A 14,900-nucleotide genomic window follows, 5' to 3' on the forward strand; every position below is an offset into this window, starting at 1 on the left:
AAATAGCTCCGACGGAGAAAACCTAGGCTGACGGCTGCTTGGTCTTCCTGAGATAGGGCAGGATCGTCTCGAAAGCGCCAAAACGCTTGACCGCATCTTCGTTCGAAACCGCGGCGGTGATGATCACATCCTCGCCCTGCTTCCAGTTGGCCGGCGTCGCCACCTGGTGCTTGGCCGTCAGCTGCATGGAATCGACCGCGCGCAGGATCTCGTCGAAGTTGCGGCCCGTCGTCATTGGGTAAGTCAGCACCAGCTTGATCTTCTTGTCCGGCCCGATGACATAGACCGAGCGCACCGTGGCGTTGTCGGCCGGCGTACGGCCTTCCGACGTCTCGCCGGCGCCCGCCGGCAGCATGTCATAAAGCTTGGCCACCCTGAGGTCCTTGTCGCCGATCAGCGGGTAGTTCACCGTCTGGCCGGTCGCCGTCTTGATGTCGGCCTGCCACTTGTCGTGGCTCGCAACGGGATCGACGGAAATGCCGATGACCTTGACGTTGCGCTTCTTGAACTCGCCTTCGAGCCCCGCCATCGTGCCCAGCTCGGTGGTGCAGACCGGGGTGAAATTCTTCGGATGGCTGAACAGGATCGCCCAGCCGTCGCCGATCCAGTCATGAAACTTGATCGGCCCTTGCGTGGTCTCGGCGGTGAAGTCAGGCGCGATGTCGTTGATACGAAGGCTCATGGCATTATTTCCCCAGCAACAGATTTCGTCAGGAGCGGCCGTGGACGGCGTCAACGCTCCGGCATTCCCGCATCTTAGCGCAAAAATCGCGGCTGCAGGACAATAGGAAACTATTATTGGCGACGGAACGAGCACTTTCGTTCTACGGACCGACGTTGGGCCGACAATCTTTCGTTTGTGCGGGGAAGGCTCAGGCCTTGTTGACCGCCAGCGACGTGGCCAGGTCTTCCATGCGCTGGGCGAGCGCGCCGAGCGCGCTGGTCAGCACGGTGTCGTTCTTGTCGGCCTTGGTCAGCGCTTCGTCGCGCGTCTTGCGCAGCGTCTGCACTTCGGTCTCCATGCCCTTGACCCGCTTCTGCAGCTCCGAAAGCTCGTCCATCACCATGATACCGGCCATCACCGTCAGCCGCTGGTCGCCGATCTCGCCGAACGAATCCTTCAGATGCGAGACATAACGGTCGAACCGCTCGGCGAGGTCGATCAGGTGCTCTTCCTGACCCTCGTCGCAAGCCATGCGATACTGCTTGCCGTCGATGGAAACCGTGACCTGTGCCATGGCCTGCAGCTCCTACCTGTCCAGCACCGCGCGGATGGTTTCCATGGCGGTCACCAAGCGGCGCGACACTTCCTTGTTGGCATCTTCCAGCCGTTCGGCGCGGGCTTCGGAATTGTCGAGTTCCTGCGCCAGCCGTGAACGGTCGGCGTTCATGCGCTGCACCTCAGCCTCGGCTTCGGAATAGTCGCGCTCGTGCTCGAGCTTGGCCGCGACGGCGTTTTCCAGCCCCTCGATGGCCTTGCCCAGCCTGTGGATGACTTCCTTGAGTGTGGTTTCGCCGGTCATGGCCTTCGTCCTGTGCCCTGCCCATCACCGAATCGCTTCGCGTTCAGAACGCGTTAACAAGGAAACATTAGGCACCGGGTGAAGGCAACGTCAACAAAGCTCTCGCGACTGTCCCCCGCTAACGCTAATGTAGGTCGCCCCATAAGGTCTCAAAGCCATCACAAGACCGGCAAATGTGCAGCCGATTTGTTGACTAAAAGCCCGTGGCTGCTATGTGTCGCGCACTCTTTCCTGGGCTCTGCCAAGCCCACAAATCCCCACCCCGGAGGTACCATGACGTCGCGTGAACAACATGACCGGATGGCCAATGCAATCCGTTTTCTCTCCATGGACGCCGTCGAGAAGTCCCAGTCCGGCCATCCCGGCCTGCCCATGGGCTGCGCCGACATCGCCACAGTGCTGTTCACCCGCTTCCTGAAATATGATCCGAAGAACCCCCATTGGCCGGACCGCGACCGCTTCATCCTGTCGGCCGGCCATGGTTCGATGCTGCTCTACTCGCTGCTGCATCTGACCGGTTACGAGGACATGACCCTCGACCAGATCAAGCATTTCCGCCAGCTGGGTTCCAAGACCGCCGGCCATCCCGAATACGGCCATGCCACCGGCATCGAGACGACGACCGGCCCGCTCGGCCAGGGTCTCGCCAATTCGGTCGGCTTCGCGCTCGGCGAGCGCATCATGAACGCCGCCTTCGGCAATGACCTCGTCGACCACTACACCTATGTCCTGGCCGGCGACGGCTGCCTGATGGAAGGGGTTTCGCAGGAAGCCATCGCGCTGGCCGGGCACCTCAAGCTCAACAAGCTGATCGTCTTCTGGGACAACAACAACATCTCGATCGACGGTCCGGTTTCGCTTGCAGACAACACCGACCAGGTCGCCCGCTTCCAGGCCTCGGGCTGGAACGCCAGCCACATTGACGGCACCGACCCCGAGGCAATCGCCTACGCCATCGAAGCCGCCCGCCATTCCGACAAGCCGACGATGATCGCCTGCAAGACGACCATCGGCTTCGGCGCCCCGACCAAGGCCGGCACCAACAAGGCCCACGGTTCGCCCCTCGGCGCCGACGAGATCGCAGGCGCGCGGAAATTCTTCAACTGGGACTCGCCGCCCTTCGAAATTCCGGCCGACATTCTCGACGCCTGGCGCACCGCCGGCAAGGCCGGCGTCAAGCCGCGCACCGACTGGGAAGGCCGCCTGGCCAAGGCCAAGCCTGAGTTGAAGGCCGAGTTCGAGCGCCGCCTCGCCGGCAAGCTGCCGTCGAATTTCGATGCCGTCATTGCCGACTACAAGAAGAAGCTGTCGGCCGACAAGCCGAAGGTCGCCACCCGCAAATCGTCGGAAATGGCGCTGGAAGTCATCAATGGCGCGGTGCCGGAAACCATCGGCGGCTCTGCCGACCTCACCGGCTCCAACAACACCAAGACCAGCCAGACCAAGAACATCACGCCGGACGATTACGGCCAGCGCTATGTCCACTACGGCATCCGCGAGCATGGCATGGCGGCCGCCCTCAACGGCCTGACGCTGCATGGCGGCCTCATCGCCTATGGTGGCACCTTCATGTGCTTCTCCGACTATGCCCGTCCGTCGATGCGGCTGGCGTCGCTGATGGGCATCCGCTCGATCTTCGTCATGACCCATGATTCGATCGGTTTGGGCGAAGACGGCCCGACCCACCAGCCGGTCGAGCACCTGGCGGCGCTCCGCGCCATCCCCAACCACAATGTCTTCCGCCCGGCCGACGCGGTGGAAACCGCCGAATGCTGGCAGATCGCCATTGAATCGGAAAAGACCCCGTCCACCCTGGCGCTGACCCGTCAGAACCTGCCGACGGTGCGCACCGAGCACTCGGCCAGGAACCTCAGCAGCCAGGGCGCCTATGAACTGGCCGCGGCGAGCGGCGAAGCGGCGGTGACGATCTTCGCCACCGGCTCCGAGGTCGAGATCGCGCTCGGCGCCCGTGATTTGCTTGAAAAGCATGGGCACCCGACCCGCGTCGTCTCGGTGCCTTGCTTCGAACTGTTCGACCAGCAGAGCGACGCCTACCGCAAGGAGACGATCGGCAACGCGCCGATCAAGATGGCGATCGAGGCCGGCATCCGCCAGGGCTGGGATCACCTGATCGGCTCCGACGGCATCTTCATCGGCATGACCGGCTTCGGCGCTTCCGGCACCATCGAGCAGCTCTACCCGCATTTCGGCATCACCGCCGAAGCCGCGGCCAAGGCGGCGGAAGCCCGCCTGCACGGCAAGTAAGATCAGGGTCAGTCCCGCGCACCTCCAAGGCGGATTCGCGGGGCTGGACCAACCTAATCGATTTAAATTCGGCCTTCTGCGGCTGGATTCTTGTGCCATCCGCCGCTATGAAGCTGCGGACCCATCTGCCGCCTCCAGCTCCCAGGGAGAGTAAAATGACCGTCAGAGTTGCCATCAACGGATTTGGCCGCATCGGCCGCAACATCCTGCGCGCCATCCATGAATCCGGCCGCAAGGACATCGACGTCGTCGCCGTCAACGACCTCGGCCCGGTCGAGACCAACGCGCATCTGCTGCGCTATGACAGCGTGCACGGCCGCTTCCCGCACGAAGTGTCGGTCTCGGGCGACCAGATCACCGTCGGCAAGGAGAGCTTCAAGGTCACCGCGATCAAGGACCCGGCGCAGCTGCCGTGGAAGGAGCTCGGCATCGACATCGCGCTCGAATGCACCGGCATCTTCACCGCCCGCGACAAGGCTGCCGCGCATTTGACCGCCGGCGCCAAGCGCGTCGTCGTCTCCGCGCCTGCCGAAGGTGCTGACCTCACCGTCGTCTACGGCATCAACCACGACAAGCTGACCAAGGACCACATCGTCATCTCGAATGCGTCCTGCACCACCAACTGCCTGGCGCCGCTCGCCGCAGTGCTGCACGAGACCGTCGGCATCGAAAAGGGCATGATGACGACGATCCACTCCTACACCGGCGACCAGCCGACGCTGGACACCATGCACAAGGATCTCTACCGCGGCCGCGCGGCTGCCCTGTCGCAGATCCCGACCTCGACCGGTGCGGCCAAGGCGATCGGCCTGGTGCTGCCCGACCTCAAGGGCAAGCTCGACGGCATCTCGATCCGCGTGCCGACCCCTAACGTCTCGGTCGTCGACTTCAAGTTCATCGCCAAGCGCGCCACCACCGTGCAGGAGATAAACGAAGCGGTGATCGCTGCCTCCAACGGCAAGCTGAAGGGCATTCTCGGCGTCACCCATCATCCGAATGTGTCGATCGACTTCAACCACGATCCGCGCTCGTCGATCCTGGCGCTCGACCAGACCAAGGTCATGGACGGCAACTTCGTTTCGGTGCTGTCCTGGTACGACAATGAGTGGGGCTTCTCCAACCGCATGGCCGACACCTCGGTCGCCTTTGGCAAGACCATCGCCTGATCTGAAGGCATCGTCTCGCAGCTTCGAACGCCCGGCTGTGCCCGGGCGTTTTTCGTCAGCGCGCCGGGCAAGGCGCGCCGAGCCGCCAAACGCCGGAAAATCAGCGGCATAAGGCAAAAAGCCATCCTTGCGCCTTGCACCGGCCATTCCTTCGCCCCACTCTCCCGTGAATCGGGAGAAAGAGGAATTCGAGGGGCAAATCACGGATGGAGCATGCGATCTATCTCGTCACGCTGGTCGGCACAGCGCTAGTCGTCGCCGCAGCGTTCTCGAGCCTGATCGCCTTCCGCTTCGGCGCCCCGTTGCTGCTGCTCTTCCTCTGCATCGGCCTCGCCAGCGGCGTCGATGGTCTCGGCATCGAATTCGACAATGCGCGCGTGGCATATTTTGCCGGCTCACTGGCGCTGGCGGTCATCCTGTTCGATTCCGGTTTCGGCACGCCGCTCAACGCGCTGCGCCAGGCGGCCGGACCGGCGCTGTCGCTGGCGACCTTCGGCGTAATCCTGACCACTGGCCTGTTCGGCGCCGCCGCCTATTACCTGCTCGACCTCAGCTGGCTGGAATCCTTCCTGCTCGGCGCCGCGGTCGCCTCGACCGATTCGGCGGCCGTCTTCTTCCTGCTACGCGCCGGCGAGATCAATCTGCGCGAACGCGTGCGCGCGACACTGGAAGTCGAATCCGGCACCAACGACCCGATCGCCATCTTCCTGACCATCACGCTGGTCGAGATCATCGCCGCCCACGCCAATCCCGAGACCCATGTGCTGGTCACCGACCTGATCCTCGGCTTCCTGCTCAATATGGGGCTCGGCGCCGTCGTCGGCGTGCTTGGCGGGCTCGGCATCGTGCGCCTCGTCGACCGGCTTAACCTTGACCATGGCTTGCTGCCGATCTTCGTGCTGACCCTGTCACTGATGGTGTTCGCCGCGGCCGGCGCCATTGGCGGCTCGGGCTTCCTGGCGGTCTATCTCGCCGGGCTCATTGCCGGCAACTCCGACATCCGCGCCGTCACCATCCTGAAGCGCTTCCAAGACGGCATGTCGTGGCTGGCACAGATCATCATGTTCCTGATCCTCGGCCTGTTCGCGACACCCTCGCAGTTTCCGGCGATCATGGTGCCGGCGGTGCTGCTCGGCCTGTTCCTGATGTTTGTCGCGCGCCCTGTCGCCGTCTGGCTCTGCCTGATCCCGTTCCGCCTGCCGCGTCCCGAGATCGCCTTCGTCTCCTGGGTCGGCCTGCGCGGCGCCGTGTCCATCCTGCTTGCCATCACCCCGCTGCTCGGCGGACTGGAGAACGGCCGCACCATCTTCAACGTCGCCTTCATCATCGTGCTGGTATCGCTGGTGGTGCAGGGCTGGTCGGTCGGTCCGCTGGCGCGCCGGCTCGGCCTGATCGTGCCGGCGAGGCTCGGGCCGCTCGACAAGGTCGAACTCGAACTGCCGGGCTCCGCCCATCACGAACTGCTCGCCTACCGCGTGGCGCCCGGCAGCCCGGTGGCGCGCGGCGAGCGCATCCCGCGCTGGGCACGGCCCTCGCTGGTGCTGCGCGACGGCCGCTCGATGCGTTTCCAGGACATGGGCCGGCTCGCGGCCGGCGACCAGGTCTACATCTTCGTGCCCGACCGCTATCCGCGCCTGCTTGACAAGCTGTTTGCCAGCCGCGCCGTAGTCGACCCCGAGGATGCCGACTTCTTCGGCGCCTTTGCCGTCGATCCCGCCCGCTCGGCCGCAGAGCTCGAGGCCGCATACACTCCGGGATTGAGCGAAGCCGAGCAGAAGCTCACCGTCGGCGCGCTGGTGACGGCGCGGCTCGGCGGCCATGCCGAATATGCCGACCGGGTGCTGATCGGCCCGATCGAATTGATCGTCCGCGACGTCGACGACAAGGGCAAGATCACCGGTCTCGGCCTCTCCTTCGAGCCGACCGCGCCGGTGGCGCGGGTTCCGGTGTTCCTGAGCGCCGGCGAGATCGGCGATCGTGTCTCCGCCTTCATCCGCAACTGGCGCAAGCCGACCGAGACGCAGACTGCAGAGGCGACAGCCAATGAGAAGGCCCTTGAGCCGACGGCGGAAAAGATAACGACCGAAGGCTGACAAGCGATCGGTTCACGCTGGCGTCCCGCATCATCACGACAGCCTTCGCCTTGATCTCAAAATTTAGCTCGCACCCCGGCTCAAGCCTTGCATCGTCATCGATGCGAGGTATGGTCCCGGCGATTTTCCACGGAAAGGAACCCGCATGGCCGCCTTCAAGACACTCGACGATATCGGCAATATCAGCGGCAAGCGCGTGCTGGTGCGCGTCGACCTCAACGTGCCCGTCGCCGACGGCAAGGTCACCGACGCCACCCGCATCGAACGCATTGCGCCGACCATCGCCGAACTGTCCGGCAAGGGCGCCAAGGTCATCCTGCTCGCGCATTTCGGCCGCCCGAAGGATGGTCCCTCGCCCGAATTCTCGCTGGAGCCGATCGCCAAGGCTGCCGCGGAGGTGCTTGGCCGCCCCGTCGGCTTTGCCGGCGACTGCGTCGGCGACACGGCGGGCAGTGCGGTCGCCGCCATGAACAAGGGCGATGTGCTGCTGCTGGAAAACACCCGCTTCCACAAGACCGAGGAGAAGAACGACCCGGCCTTCACAGAGCGGCTCGCCGCCAATGGCGATATCTTCGTCAACGACGCCTTTTCCGCCGCCCACCGGGCACACTCCTCGACCGAAGGCCTGGCGCGGCTGTTGCCGTCCTATGCCGGCCGCACCATGCAGGCCGAGCTCGAGGCGCTGGAGAAGGGGCTCGGCAATCCGGTCCGCCCTGTCGTCGCCATTGTCGGCGGCGCCAAGGTGTCGACCAAGATCGACCTGTTGATGAACCTGGTGAAGAAGGTCGACGCGCTGGTGATCGGCGGCGGCATGGCCAACACTTTTCTCGCCGCGCGTGGCACCGCTGTCGGCAAGTCGCTGTGCGAGCATGACCTTGCCGCGACCGCCAAGCAGATCATGATCGAGGCCGCCGAGGCCGGCTGCGCCATCATCCTGCCTGTCGACGGTGTCGTCGCCAAGGAATTCAAGGCGGGTGCGGCCAGCGAAACCGTTGCCATTGCGGATGTCCCGGCTGACGGCATGATCCTCGATGTCGGCGAAAAGACCGTGAAGACGATCGGCGAATGGATCGACCGCGCCGCGACCCTGGTCTGGAATGGCCCGCTTGGCGCCTTCGAGATCGAGCCTTTCGACCACGCCACGGTGGCGGCGGCCAGGCACGCGGCGGCCCGCACCAGGGCCGGCAAGCTGGTCTCGGTCGCCGGTGGCGGCGACACGGTGGCCGCCCTCAACCATGCCGGCGTCGCCGACGACTTCACCTATGTCTCGACCGCCGGTGGCGCTTTCCTGGAATGGATGGAAGGCAAGCCGCTGCCCGGCGTCGACGTGCTGAAGAAACAAGCCTGACCGGATCGGGGGCGCAAAAACGGACGCCAGGAACTTTCAATCGATTCGAGCTTTCCGATCCCATTCCTTTGGCGGTAGACTTCCGTTACGCGCGGAACGTACCCCCTTAGGAGAAGAAAAATGAGCGAACGTCTCGAAGACATTGCCGCCGCGATGGTGGCCGGCGGCAAGGGCCTGCTGGCCGCCGATGAGAGCTCCGGCACCATCAAGAAGCGCTTCGACGTCATCGGCGTCGAATCGACCGCCGACAGCCGCCGCGACTACCGCGAGATGATGTTCCGCGCCAAGGACGCGATGACGAAGTACATCTCCGGCGTCATTCTCTACGACGAGACCATCCGTCAGAAGGCTGCCGACGGCACGCCTCTGGTCGACATCATCAAGGCGGCGGGCGCCATCCCCGGCATCAAGGTCGACGCCGGCGCCAAGCCGCTGGCGGGCTTTCCCGGCGATACCGTTACCGAAGGCCTCGACGGCTTGCGCGAGCGGCTCGCGGATTATTACAAGCTCGGCGCCCGCTTTGCCAAATGGCGCGCGGTGATCGACATCGACACCGGCAAGGGCGTGCCCTCGGCCAATTCGATTGCCTCCAATGCCCATGCGCTGGCCCGCTATGCCGCACTGTGCCAGGAGGCCGGCATCGTGCCGATCGTCGAGCCGGAAGTGCTGATGGACGGCGCGCACGACATCGACACCTGCTACGACATCTCGAAGGCAACGCTGATCAAGCTCTATGACGAGCTGCATGCGGCGCGCGTTGTGCTGGAAGGCACCATCCTGAAGCCGAACATGGTGCTGGCCGGCAGGAAATCAGGCAAGGTGAGCAGCCCCGAAGAGGTCGCGGAAAAGACCATAAAACTGTTCCGCGAAACCGTACCGGCAGCGGTGCCGGGCATCGCCTTCCTTTCGGGCGGGCAGTCGGACGAGGAGGCGACCGCCAACCTCAACGCCATCAACGCCATCGGGCCGCATCCGTGGAAGCTGACCTTCTCCTATGGCCGCGCCTTGCAGGCCGCCCCGCAAAAGGCCTGGAGCGGCAAGGCATCGAACGTCGCCGCCGGCCAGGCCGCCTTCACCCATCGTGCCCACATGAACCATCTGGCGGCGCTGGGACGATGGACGGCGAGCCTCGAACAGGCCGCCTGAGCGCAGTCCTCCCGTTGTCATACAACCCGGGCCGATGCGCCCGGGTTTGTTTATGCAAAGCCCGGCTTGGACGGAGTTCGTCCATCCTTATCTCCTTTTCGGCAAAAGCTGACGGCGATGTCGGTTTCTGCCCACCCCAAACGTCCTTGGGTGAACAGACAGGGAGAACTTCATGACTCGCAGCAAGGTGGTTTCGCGTGAAGACTGGTTTGAGGCGCACAAGGCGCATCTGGCGCGCGAGAAGGAATTGACACGGTTGCGTGAGCGCATCGCCGCCGAGCGGCGTGAACTGCCCTGGATGAAAATCCGCAAGGACTATGTCTTCGAGACCGAGCAGGGTCCGAAGAACCTGGCCGGACTGTTCGGCGCCAACAGCCAACTGATCGTCTACCACTTCATGATGACGCCAGGATCGAACCACCGCTGCGAAGGATGCTCCTTCCTTGCCGACCATATAGACGGCGCCGATCAGCATCTCAGGCACCACGACGTGTCGCTGGTGGTGGTTGCGCGCGCGCCGCTGGCGGAACTGCTGCCTTACAAGCAGCGTATGGGCTGGAAATTCGACTGGGTGTCGTCCTACGCCTCGGATTTCAACTTCGACATGCAGGTCTCCTTCACCGACAAGCAGATCGCGGCCGGCGACACCACCTACAATTTCGAGACGCGTCCGCGCACGTCAAAGGACCTTCCCGGCACCAGTGTTTTCTACAAGGAAGAGAACGGCGACATATTCCTTACCTTTATGTCGCGCGCCCGCGGCGGCGAGGCCCAGATCGGCACTTACGACTATCTCGACATGACACCGAAGGGCCGCGGCGAAAATGGCCCTTATCATAGCCTGATGGACTGGGTGCGGCTGCATGACGAATATCAGGACAAGCAGGCGGACAAGCCGAACTGCTGCGACTAGAAGCTCGTTCACCTCAGGCGAAACTTGCGCTAAGGCTGCCGCTGATCTCTAAACGGTATCGCCATGCGCTTCCCGGCCCTTCTTACCTGGCTCGCCTACCCCGTTTATGTCTGGCAGGGCCTCGGCGTGCGCCGCCGCACCACCCGCATGCTGCCGGCGCAAGGGCCGGTCATGCACGAAATATCGGGCAAGGCGCCGGCCATCTCGCTGCTGGTGCTGGGCGATTCCTCGGCCGCTTCCGTCGGCATCGGCAATTCCGAGAACGGGCTTGCCGCGCAGCTTGCAATGCTGGTCGCAAAACGAACCGGCCTTGCCCTGCGCTGGCGCGCCGCCGGGTTCAACTCGGCAACGTCGGGCCAGATCCGCGACCATGTGCTGCCCAATCTGTCGGCCGATCGGTGGACGCATATAGTGCTGGCCATCGGCACCAACGACACCAAGAATTTCCACTCGGTGCCGCGCTTCAAGAAAGAGTTCGGCGGCCTGCTTTACGCGCTGCGCGCCAAATGGCCGGAGGCCCGCGTCGTCTGGTCGCCGGTGCTGGAATTCACCCGTGCGCCGGCCATGCCGCCGCTGCTCGGCAAGATACTCGAAATCCGCGCTACCGCAATGAACCGCATGGGCGAGCGCCTCTGTTTCGAGCGCGGCGCCGTGCCGGCGCCGCGGCTGCCGATCACCAACCCGGAGGCCGGCTTTGCCTCCGATGGCTTTCATGCCTCGGAAGCCGGTTACCGCGCCTGGGCCGAACATCTGGTCGGATGGGTGCTCGCCGATTGACCTGAGGGGGCACAAGCTCGGACTGGTGGGCTTCAGAGAACTGACATGAGTATTTCCAAATACTGTTGATTGCAGCCTGCTTCCAATGGATCTGAGCCAGAATATCATCCAGCAGCAATGGATGAGCTACGGCCTGGATTCCGAAACCGGCAACGACACCTGCACGCTGACCGGCAACCGCGCCGAATCGAGCAAGCATGTCATTCCGGCCGGCCCGGCCAACGGCACGCCTTTTATTGCGGCGAACCTGCCGGAATTCATGACGACGCGCGGTGGCGATTACTTCTTCGTGCCCAGCCTCAACGCCATCCGGATGATTGCCATGGGAACGGTGGACCCGACCTGACCCTCAAGGCTATGTCCAGTGCCCCAGCGCACCCGCCAGCGCGATGGCCGCCATGGCGATCAGGGCCAGCTTCCAGAAATCGCCGCGCCGCTTCAGGCCCGGCCAGCCGAGCGGCTTGATCAGCTGAATGGCCATCATGCCGATGATGACGAGCGCGAGGAGTTTCGACATGCCCGCCTTTGAGCAGCATCGCGACAGGCTGTCAAAGCGGTTCTTGCATGGTCTCGGTCGACTTGGCCATTCCTGACAAAAGGCTCGTTTCCGAACCGACCGCCAAGCACCTCGCAGCTTTCTTCAACGACCTGACATGCTCCTGACAGACTGCTGTCAGGAGGGGTATGCAATAGTGTCTCCATCAGAGAAGAGGAGATGGTCATGAACAGCTTTGGTATTTTGAACAGCGTACAGCACTATGTCGGCAAGATCCGCACGATGCGCAATGAAGTTCGTACCCAGCGCTTCCTGAACTCCTTGCCCGCGGACATCCGCAAGGACATTGGCTGGCCGGATATGTATGAGGGTCACAGCCGCATTCGCGAGATCTGAGGCGTTTTACATGACAATGCTTGGATGCGAACCCCGCAACGCCCGGATCATTGACATGGCCCCCCGGGCGGCGACCCCTCGGGCTGGCGCAAAAACTTTGGCGCCTGCTACGGACAATGCTGAAGGCTCCTGACAGAATGCTGTCAGGAGCACCATGCCATAAACGTGTCAGGAGACATGAATGGTGAAAAGCTGGAACGACAGGCTGAACACGCCGGGCGTCAACGGCGTGAAGCCGACGCCACGCACAATGGGCGACGTCGTCGAGGGCCAGCCGATGCTGGTGCCGACGCCCCGTCAGGTCGATGATTTCATCCGCACGATCCCCAACGGCCTCGAGATGGATGTACGCGCCTTGCGCACCGCGCTCGCCATCGAGCATGGGGCGCAAGTGACATGTCCGGTCACCATCGGTTATCATCTGCGAACCGTCGCCGAAGCCGCCAATGAGGATCTCGAACGCGGCATGACGCTGAACGATATCACGCCGTACTGGCGTGTGCTCGACGTGAACACGCCGACAACGAAGAAGTTGTCCTTCGGCGCGGAATTCGTCGCCGTGCAGCGCAGGCGCGAAGGACTTAAACCATAATGCGTGTCGCCCAAAAGTGCGCAGCGGTTTTTGGGAGAACGACAAGCATAAAACAGGACATGGATGTCACGCGGAACCGGTTTTGGGACCATGACATTCATAGACAAGCAGTCGAGGGACCATACGATGCGACGTGCCGACAGGCTCTTTCAGATCGTGCAGCACCTGCGTGGCGGCCGGCTGGTCACCGCCCAGAAGCTCGGCACATGGCTCGAGGTTTCCGAGCGGACCATCTACCGCGATATCGCCGATTTGCAGTCGACCGGAGTGCCAATCGACGGCGAGGCCGGCGTCGGCTACATGATGAGGGAGGGTTTCGACCTTCCGCCGCTGATGTTCACGCGTGACGAAATCGTCGCGCTGGTCGCCGGCGCCCGCATGGTGCGGGCCTTTGGCGGCGCGGCCATGGCGCGTGCGGCCGACGAGGCGCTGGTCAAGATCGGCGCCGTCCTGCCCGACGCCGAGAAGGACCGCATCGCCCGCACCGAGATCCACACGCCGATGTGGGTGGTGAGCGACGCCGCGCGTGAGGCGATCGACGTGATCGAGCGCGCTGTCGAGAAGCGACAGGTGCTGACCATCGACTACCGCGACGAGGCCGGCCGCAGCACCGGGCGTGACATCCGTCCGCTCGGTCTGTGGTTCTGGGGCAAGGTATGGACGCTGGTTGCCTGGTGCGAGATGCGCGACGATTTCCGCGCCTTCCGCATCGACCGCATCGCCTCGGTGGTCATCGCCGGCCGCATCTTCAAGCCTGAGCGCGGCAAGCAGCTTGCCGACTTCTACCGCGCCGTCGAACGCTCGGAGGACTATGGCATGACGCCGGACCGGGCGGCGCGCAGCTGAGACTTCGATAATCAATGAAAAAGCCCGCTCGAAGCGGGCTTTTTTGATGAACTGTCGCAAACCTTACTCGTCGTCCGCATCTTCCTTCTTGGACTTGAGCGCCGAGAGCTTGGCGAACACGGCGTTTGCGTCGAGCTCGGCATCCTCGTCCTTCGGCTTCTCCGGCGCCGGCACCAGGCGCTCGGTCACGGCAGCCGGCAGCAGCGTGTCGCCGACAGGCTGCGCCTGCTCGCGGCCGCGCGAGGCGCGGTTGACTTCCATGTCGAGGTCGATCTGCGAAGCGAGACCCAGCGTCACCGGGTCCATCGGCTGCAGATTGGCCGAATTCCAGTGCTTGCGCTCGCGGATCTGTTCGATCGTCGACTTGGTCGTGCCGACCAGGCGCGAAATCTGCGCGTCCTTCAATTCCGGATGGTTGCGGACCAGCCACAGGATGGCGTTGGGCCGGTCCTGGCGCTTCGACAGCGGTGTGTAGCGGGGACCCTTGCGCTTGGATTCCGGCACCCGCACCTTGGGGTCGGACAGTTTCAGGCGCTGGTTCGGATCCTTCTCGGCGCGCGCGATCTCGTCGCGGGTCAGCTGTCCGGTCATGATCGGATCCATGCCCTTGATGCCCTGCGCCGATTCGCCGTCGGCGATCGCCTTGACCTCGAGCGGATGCAACCCGCAGAACTGCGCGATCTGCTCGAAGGAAAGCGCGGTGTTGTCGACCAGCCAGACGGCGGTCGCCTTGGGCATCAGCAGCGTATTGGCCATTTCAAAAATCCTTCTCGTTCGCCCGCGTTCCCGCGCGGGCGGTGGTTTAGAGCCACCAAAATGGGAAATTCGCGGCCTGTATAACCGCTCCGCTGCCGTTTCGCAATGTTTTTGGCGCAGGGCGCAGCCGTCGGACACGGACAGCGGGGGAGGCCAGGAGGACCTCGGCTCCGGCGATCATTGATGCCGAGTTGTACAGGGGGTCCAAAACGACAAAACCCGCCGGACAGGGTCCAGCGGGCTCGGAACCGGCGACGGGATACCGTCTGCGGCGGCTCTTGCTTCTGCCGCGTGGTCAGGCCTCATCGGCCGACCAGGCTTCGAATTAGATGGCCTTGCGGGCAATCCTCTCGATGTCGCCGCGGCTGATGCCGAGGTCGCTGAGCTGACGGGCGTTGAGCTTGTTCAGCTCGCGCACGGTTTCGTTGTACATACGCCAGTTACGGAAAGCGCGGATCGGGTTCATGGTGTCCTCCAGTTGTTGGATCAAATCGTTTCGATGACGCTTAGATAGGCAGGGCTGCCCACGAATTGAACAGACGTCTTTGCATAGCCGCAATGCAAATGCTGCATTGCAGCATTA

17 protein-coding genes are annotated in these 14,900 nt (G+C 63.5%); 11 read left to right on the forward strand and 6 right to left on the reverse strand.

The window, feature by feature from the left end:
* Window positions 1–22 precede the first annotated feature (22 nt).
* The 3 genes from NKJ18_RS20550 to NKJ18_RS20560 form a co-directional block, all read right to left on the reverse strand.
* A complete protein-coding gene (locus tag NKJ18_RS20550) occupies window positions 23–682 on the reverse strand; it encodes a peroxiredoxin (protein WP_023825000.1) in 660 nt (219 codons plus the stop codon).
* A gap of 190 nt (window positions 683–872) precedes the next feature.
* A complete protein-coding gene (locus NKJ18_RS20555) occupies window positions 873–1,238 on the reverse strand; it encodes a cell division protein ZapA (RefSeq protein ID WP_023670127.1) in 366 nt (121 codons plus the stop codon).
* A gap of 12 nt (window positions 1,239–1,250) precedes the next feature.
* Window positions 1,251–1,523 (reverse strand): DUF4164 domain-containing protein, encoded by a 273-nt coding sequence (locus NKJ18_RS20560; RefSeq protein ID WP_023670128.1) that lies wholly within the window; start codon window positions 1,521–1,523, stop codon window positions 1,251–1,253.
* A gap of 273 nt (window positions 1,524–1,796) precedes the next feature.
* Between NKJ18_RS20560 and tkt the strand changes: the two genes are divergently transcribed.
* The 8 genes from tkt to NKJ18_RS20600 all read left to right on the forward strand — a co-directional run bounded on the left by tkt (window position 1,797) and on the right by NKJ18_RS20600 (window position 11,577).
* Window positions 1,797–3,788 carry a transketolase gene (gene tkt, locus NKJ18_RS20565; protein ID WP_023670129.1) on the forward strand — a complete coding sequence of 664 codons (1,992 nt, stop codon included), beginning with the start codon at window positions 1,797–1,799 and terminating at the stop codon, window positions 3,786–3,788.
* A gap of 155 nt (window positions 3,789–3,943) precedes the next feature.
* Entirely contained in the window at window positions 3,944–4,954 is a 1,011-nt protein-coding gene (gene gap / locus NKJ18_RS20570; RefSeq protein WP_023670130.1) for a type I glyceraldehyde-3-phosphate dehydrogenase, read from the forward strand.
* 206 nt (window positions 4,955–5,160) lie between these two features.
* Window positions 5,161–7,047, forward strand: coding sequence for a potassium/proton antiporter (locus NKJ18_RS20575; RefSeq protein ID WP_352759432.1), 1,887 nt, complete (start codon window positions 5,161–5,163; stop codon window positions 7,045–7,047).
* A gap of 145 nt (window positions 7,048–7,192) precedes the next feature.
* On the forward strand, window positions 7,193–8,395 hold the full coding sequence (locus tag NKJ18_RS20580) for a phosphoglycerate kinase (RefSeq protein WP_352759434.1): 1,203 nt from the start codon (window positions 7,193–7,195) through the stop codon (window positions 8,393–8,395).
* A 120-nt stretch (window positions 8,396–8,515) separates the two neighbouring features.
* Window positions 8,516–9,541: a class I fructose-bisphosphate aldolase gene (locus tag NKJ18_RS20585; protein ID WP_352759436.1), complete on the forward strand. Its 1,026-nt coding sequence runs from the start codon at window positions 8,516–8,518 to the stop codon at window positions 9,539–9,541.
* Between the two features lie 172 nt (window positions 9,542–9,713).
* Window positions 9,714–10,454: a DUF899 domain-containing protein gene (locus NKJ18_RS20590; protein ID WP_023693666.1), complete on the forward strand. Its 741-nt coding sequence runs from the start codon at window positions 9,714–9,716 to the stop codon at window positions 10,452–10,454.
* A gap of 63 nt (window positions 10,455–10,517) precedes the next feature.
* A complete protein-coding gene (locus NKJ18_RS20595; RefSeq protein ID WP_352759438.1) occupies window positions 10,518–11,231 on the forward strand; it encodes an SGNH/GDSL hydrolase family protein in 714 nt (237 codons plus the stop codon).
* An 85-nt stretch (window positions 11,232–11,316) separates the two neighbouring features.
* On the forward strand, window positions 11,317–11,577 hold the full coding sequence (locus NKJ18_RS20600) for a hypothetical protein (protein WP_023706279.1): 261 nt from the start codon (window positions 11,317–11,319) through the stop codon (window positions 11,575–11,577).
* A 9-nt stretch (window positions 11,578–11,586) separates the two neighbouring features.
* Here the strand turns inward: NKJ18_RS20600 and NKJ18_RS20605 are convergent, their stop codons facing one another.
* Window positions 11,587–11,748, reverse strand: a complete 162-nt coding sequence (locus tag NKJ18_RS20605; RefSeq protein WP_023670137.1) for a hypothetical protein — start codon at window positions 11,746–11,748, stop codon at window positions 11,587–11,589.
* A 204-nt stretch (window positions 11,749–11,952) separates the two neighbouring features.
* On the opposite strand from NKJ18_RS20605, the gene NKJ18_RS20610 reads away from it, so the two are divergent.
* The 3 genes from NKJ18_RS20610 (at window position 11,953) to NKJ18_RS20620 (ending at window position 13,561) form a co-directional block, all read left to right on the forward strand.
* Window positions 11,953–12,123: a hypothetical protein gene (locus tag NKJ18_RS20610; protein WP_023670139.1), complete on the forward strand. Its 171-nt coding sequence runs from the start codon at window positions 11,953–11,955 to the stop codon at window positions 12,121–12,123.
* A 181-nt stretch (window positions 12,124–12,304) separates the two neighbouring features.
* A complete protein-coding gene (locus NKJ18_RS20615) occupies window positions 12,305–12,715 on the forward strand; it encodes a hypothetical protein (protein ID WP_031205930.1) in 411 nt (136 codons plus the stop codon).
* Window positions 12,716–12,841: 126 nt separating this feature from the next.
* On the forward strand, window positions 12,842–13,561 hold the full coding sequence (locus NKJ18_RS20620; RefSeq protein ID WP_023670141.1) for a helix-turn-helix transcriptional regulator: 720 nt from the start codon (window positions 12,842–12,844) through the stop codon (window positions 13,559–13,561).
* 63 nt (window positions 13,562–13,624) lie between these two features.
* Here the strand turns inward: NKJ18_RS20620 and NKJ18_RS20625 are convergent, their stop codons facing one another.
* On the reverse strand, window positions 13,625–14,317 hold the full coding sequence (locus NKJ18_RS20625; protein ID WP_023670142.1) for a DUF1013 domain-containing protein: 693 nt from the start codon (window positions 14,315–14,317) through the stop codon (window positions 13,625–13,627).
* Between the two features lie 325 nt (window positions 14,318–14,642).
* Entirely contained in the window at window positions 14,643–14,783 is a 141-nt protein-coding gene (locus NKJ18_RS20630) for a DUF1127 domain-containing protein (RefSeq protein ID WP_023670143.1), read from the reverse strand.
* Window positions 14,784–14,900 lie beyond the last annotated feature (117 nt).

This window comes from Mesorhizobium sp. M0217 (assembly GCF_040321955.1).
GTDB lineage: Bacteria > Pseudomonadota > Alphaproteobacteria > Rhizobiales > Rhizobiaceae > Mesorhizobium.

Bases quoted from the DNA above. Each gene is read 5' to 3' on its own strand.
- NKJ18_RS20550 (WP_023825000.1), bottom strand. From the start codon at position 682: ATGAGCCTTCGTATCAACGACATCGCGCCTGACTTCACCGCCGAGACC.
- NKJ18_RS20555 (WP_023670127.1), bottom strand. From the start codon at position 1,238: ATGGCACAGGTCACGGTTTCCATCGACGGCAAGCAGTATCGCATGGCT.
- NKJ18_RS20560 (WP_023670128.1), bottom strand. From the start codon at position 1,523: ATGACCGGCGAAACCACACTCAAGGAAGTCATCCACAGGCTGGGCAAG.
- tkt (WP_023670129.1), top strand. From the start codon at position 1,797: ATGACGTCGCGTGAACAACATGACCGGATGGCCAATGCAATCCGTTTT.
- gap (WP_023670130.1), top strand. From the start codon at position 3,944: ATGACCGTCAGAGTTGCCATCAACGGATTTGGCCGCATCGGCCGCAAC.
- NKJ18_RS20575 (WP_352759432.1), top strand. From the start codon at position 5,161: ATGGAGCATGCGATCTATCTCGTCACGCTGGTCGGCACAGCGCTAGTC.
- NKJ18_RS20580 (WP_352759434.1), top strand. From the start codon at position 7,193: ATGGCCGCCTTCAAGACACTCGACGATATCGGCAATATCAGCGGCAAG.
- NKJ18_RS20585 (WP_352759436.1), top strand. From the start codon at position 8,516: ATGAGCGAACGTCTCGAAGACATTGCCGCCGCGATGGTGGCCGGCGGC.
- NKJ18_RS20590 (WP_023693666.1), top strand. From the start codon at position 9,714: ATGACTCGCAGCAAGGTGGTTTCGCGTGAAGACTGGTTTGAGGCGCAC.
- NKJ18_RS20595 (WP_352759438.1), top strand. From the start codon at position 10,518: ATGCGCTTCCCGGCCCTTCTTACCTGGCTCGCCTACCCCGTTTATGTC.
- NKJ18_RS20600 (WP_023706279.1), top strand. From the start codon at position 11,317: ATGGATCTGAGCCAGAATATCATCCAGCAGCAATGGATGAGCTACGGC.
- NKJ18_RS20605 (WP_023670137.1), bottom strand. From the start codon at position 11,748: ATGTCGAAACTCCTCGCGCTCGTCATCATCGGCATGATGGCCATTCAG.
- NKJ18_RS20610 (WP_023670139.1), top strand. From the start codon at position 11,953: ATGAACAGCTTTGGTATTTTGAACAGCGTACAGCACTATGTCGGCAAG.
- NKJ18_RS20615 (WP_031205930.1), top strand. From the start codon at position 12,305: ATGGTGAAAAGCTGGAACGACAGGCTGAACACGCCGGGCGTCAACGGC.
- NKJ18_RS20620 (WP_023670141.1), top strand. From the start codon at position 12,842: ATGCGACGTGCCGACAGGCTCTTTCAGATCGTGCAGCACCTGCGTGGC.
- NKJ18_RS20625 (WP_023670142.1), bottom strand. From the start codon at position 14,317: ATGGCCAATACGCTGCTGATGCCCAAGGCGACCGCCGTCTGGCTGGTC.
- NKJ18_RS20630 (WP_023670143.1), bottom strand. From the start codon at position 14,783: ATGAACCCGATCCGCGCTTTCCGTAACTGGCGTATGTACAACGAAACC.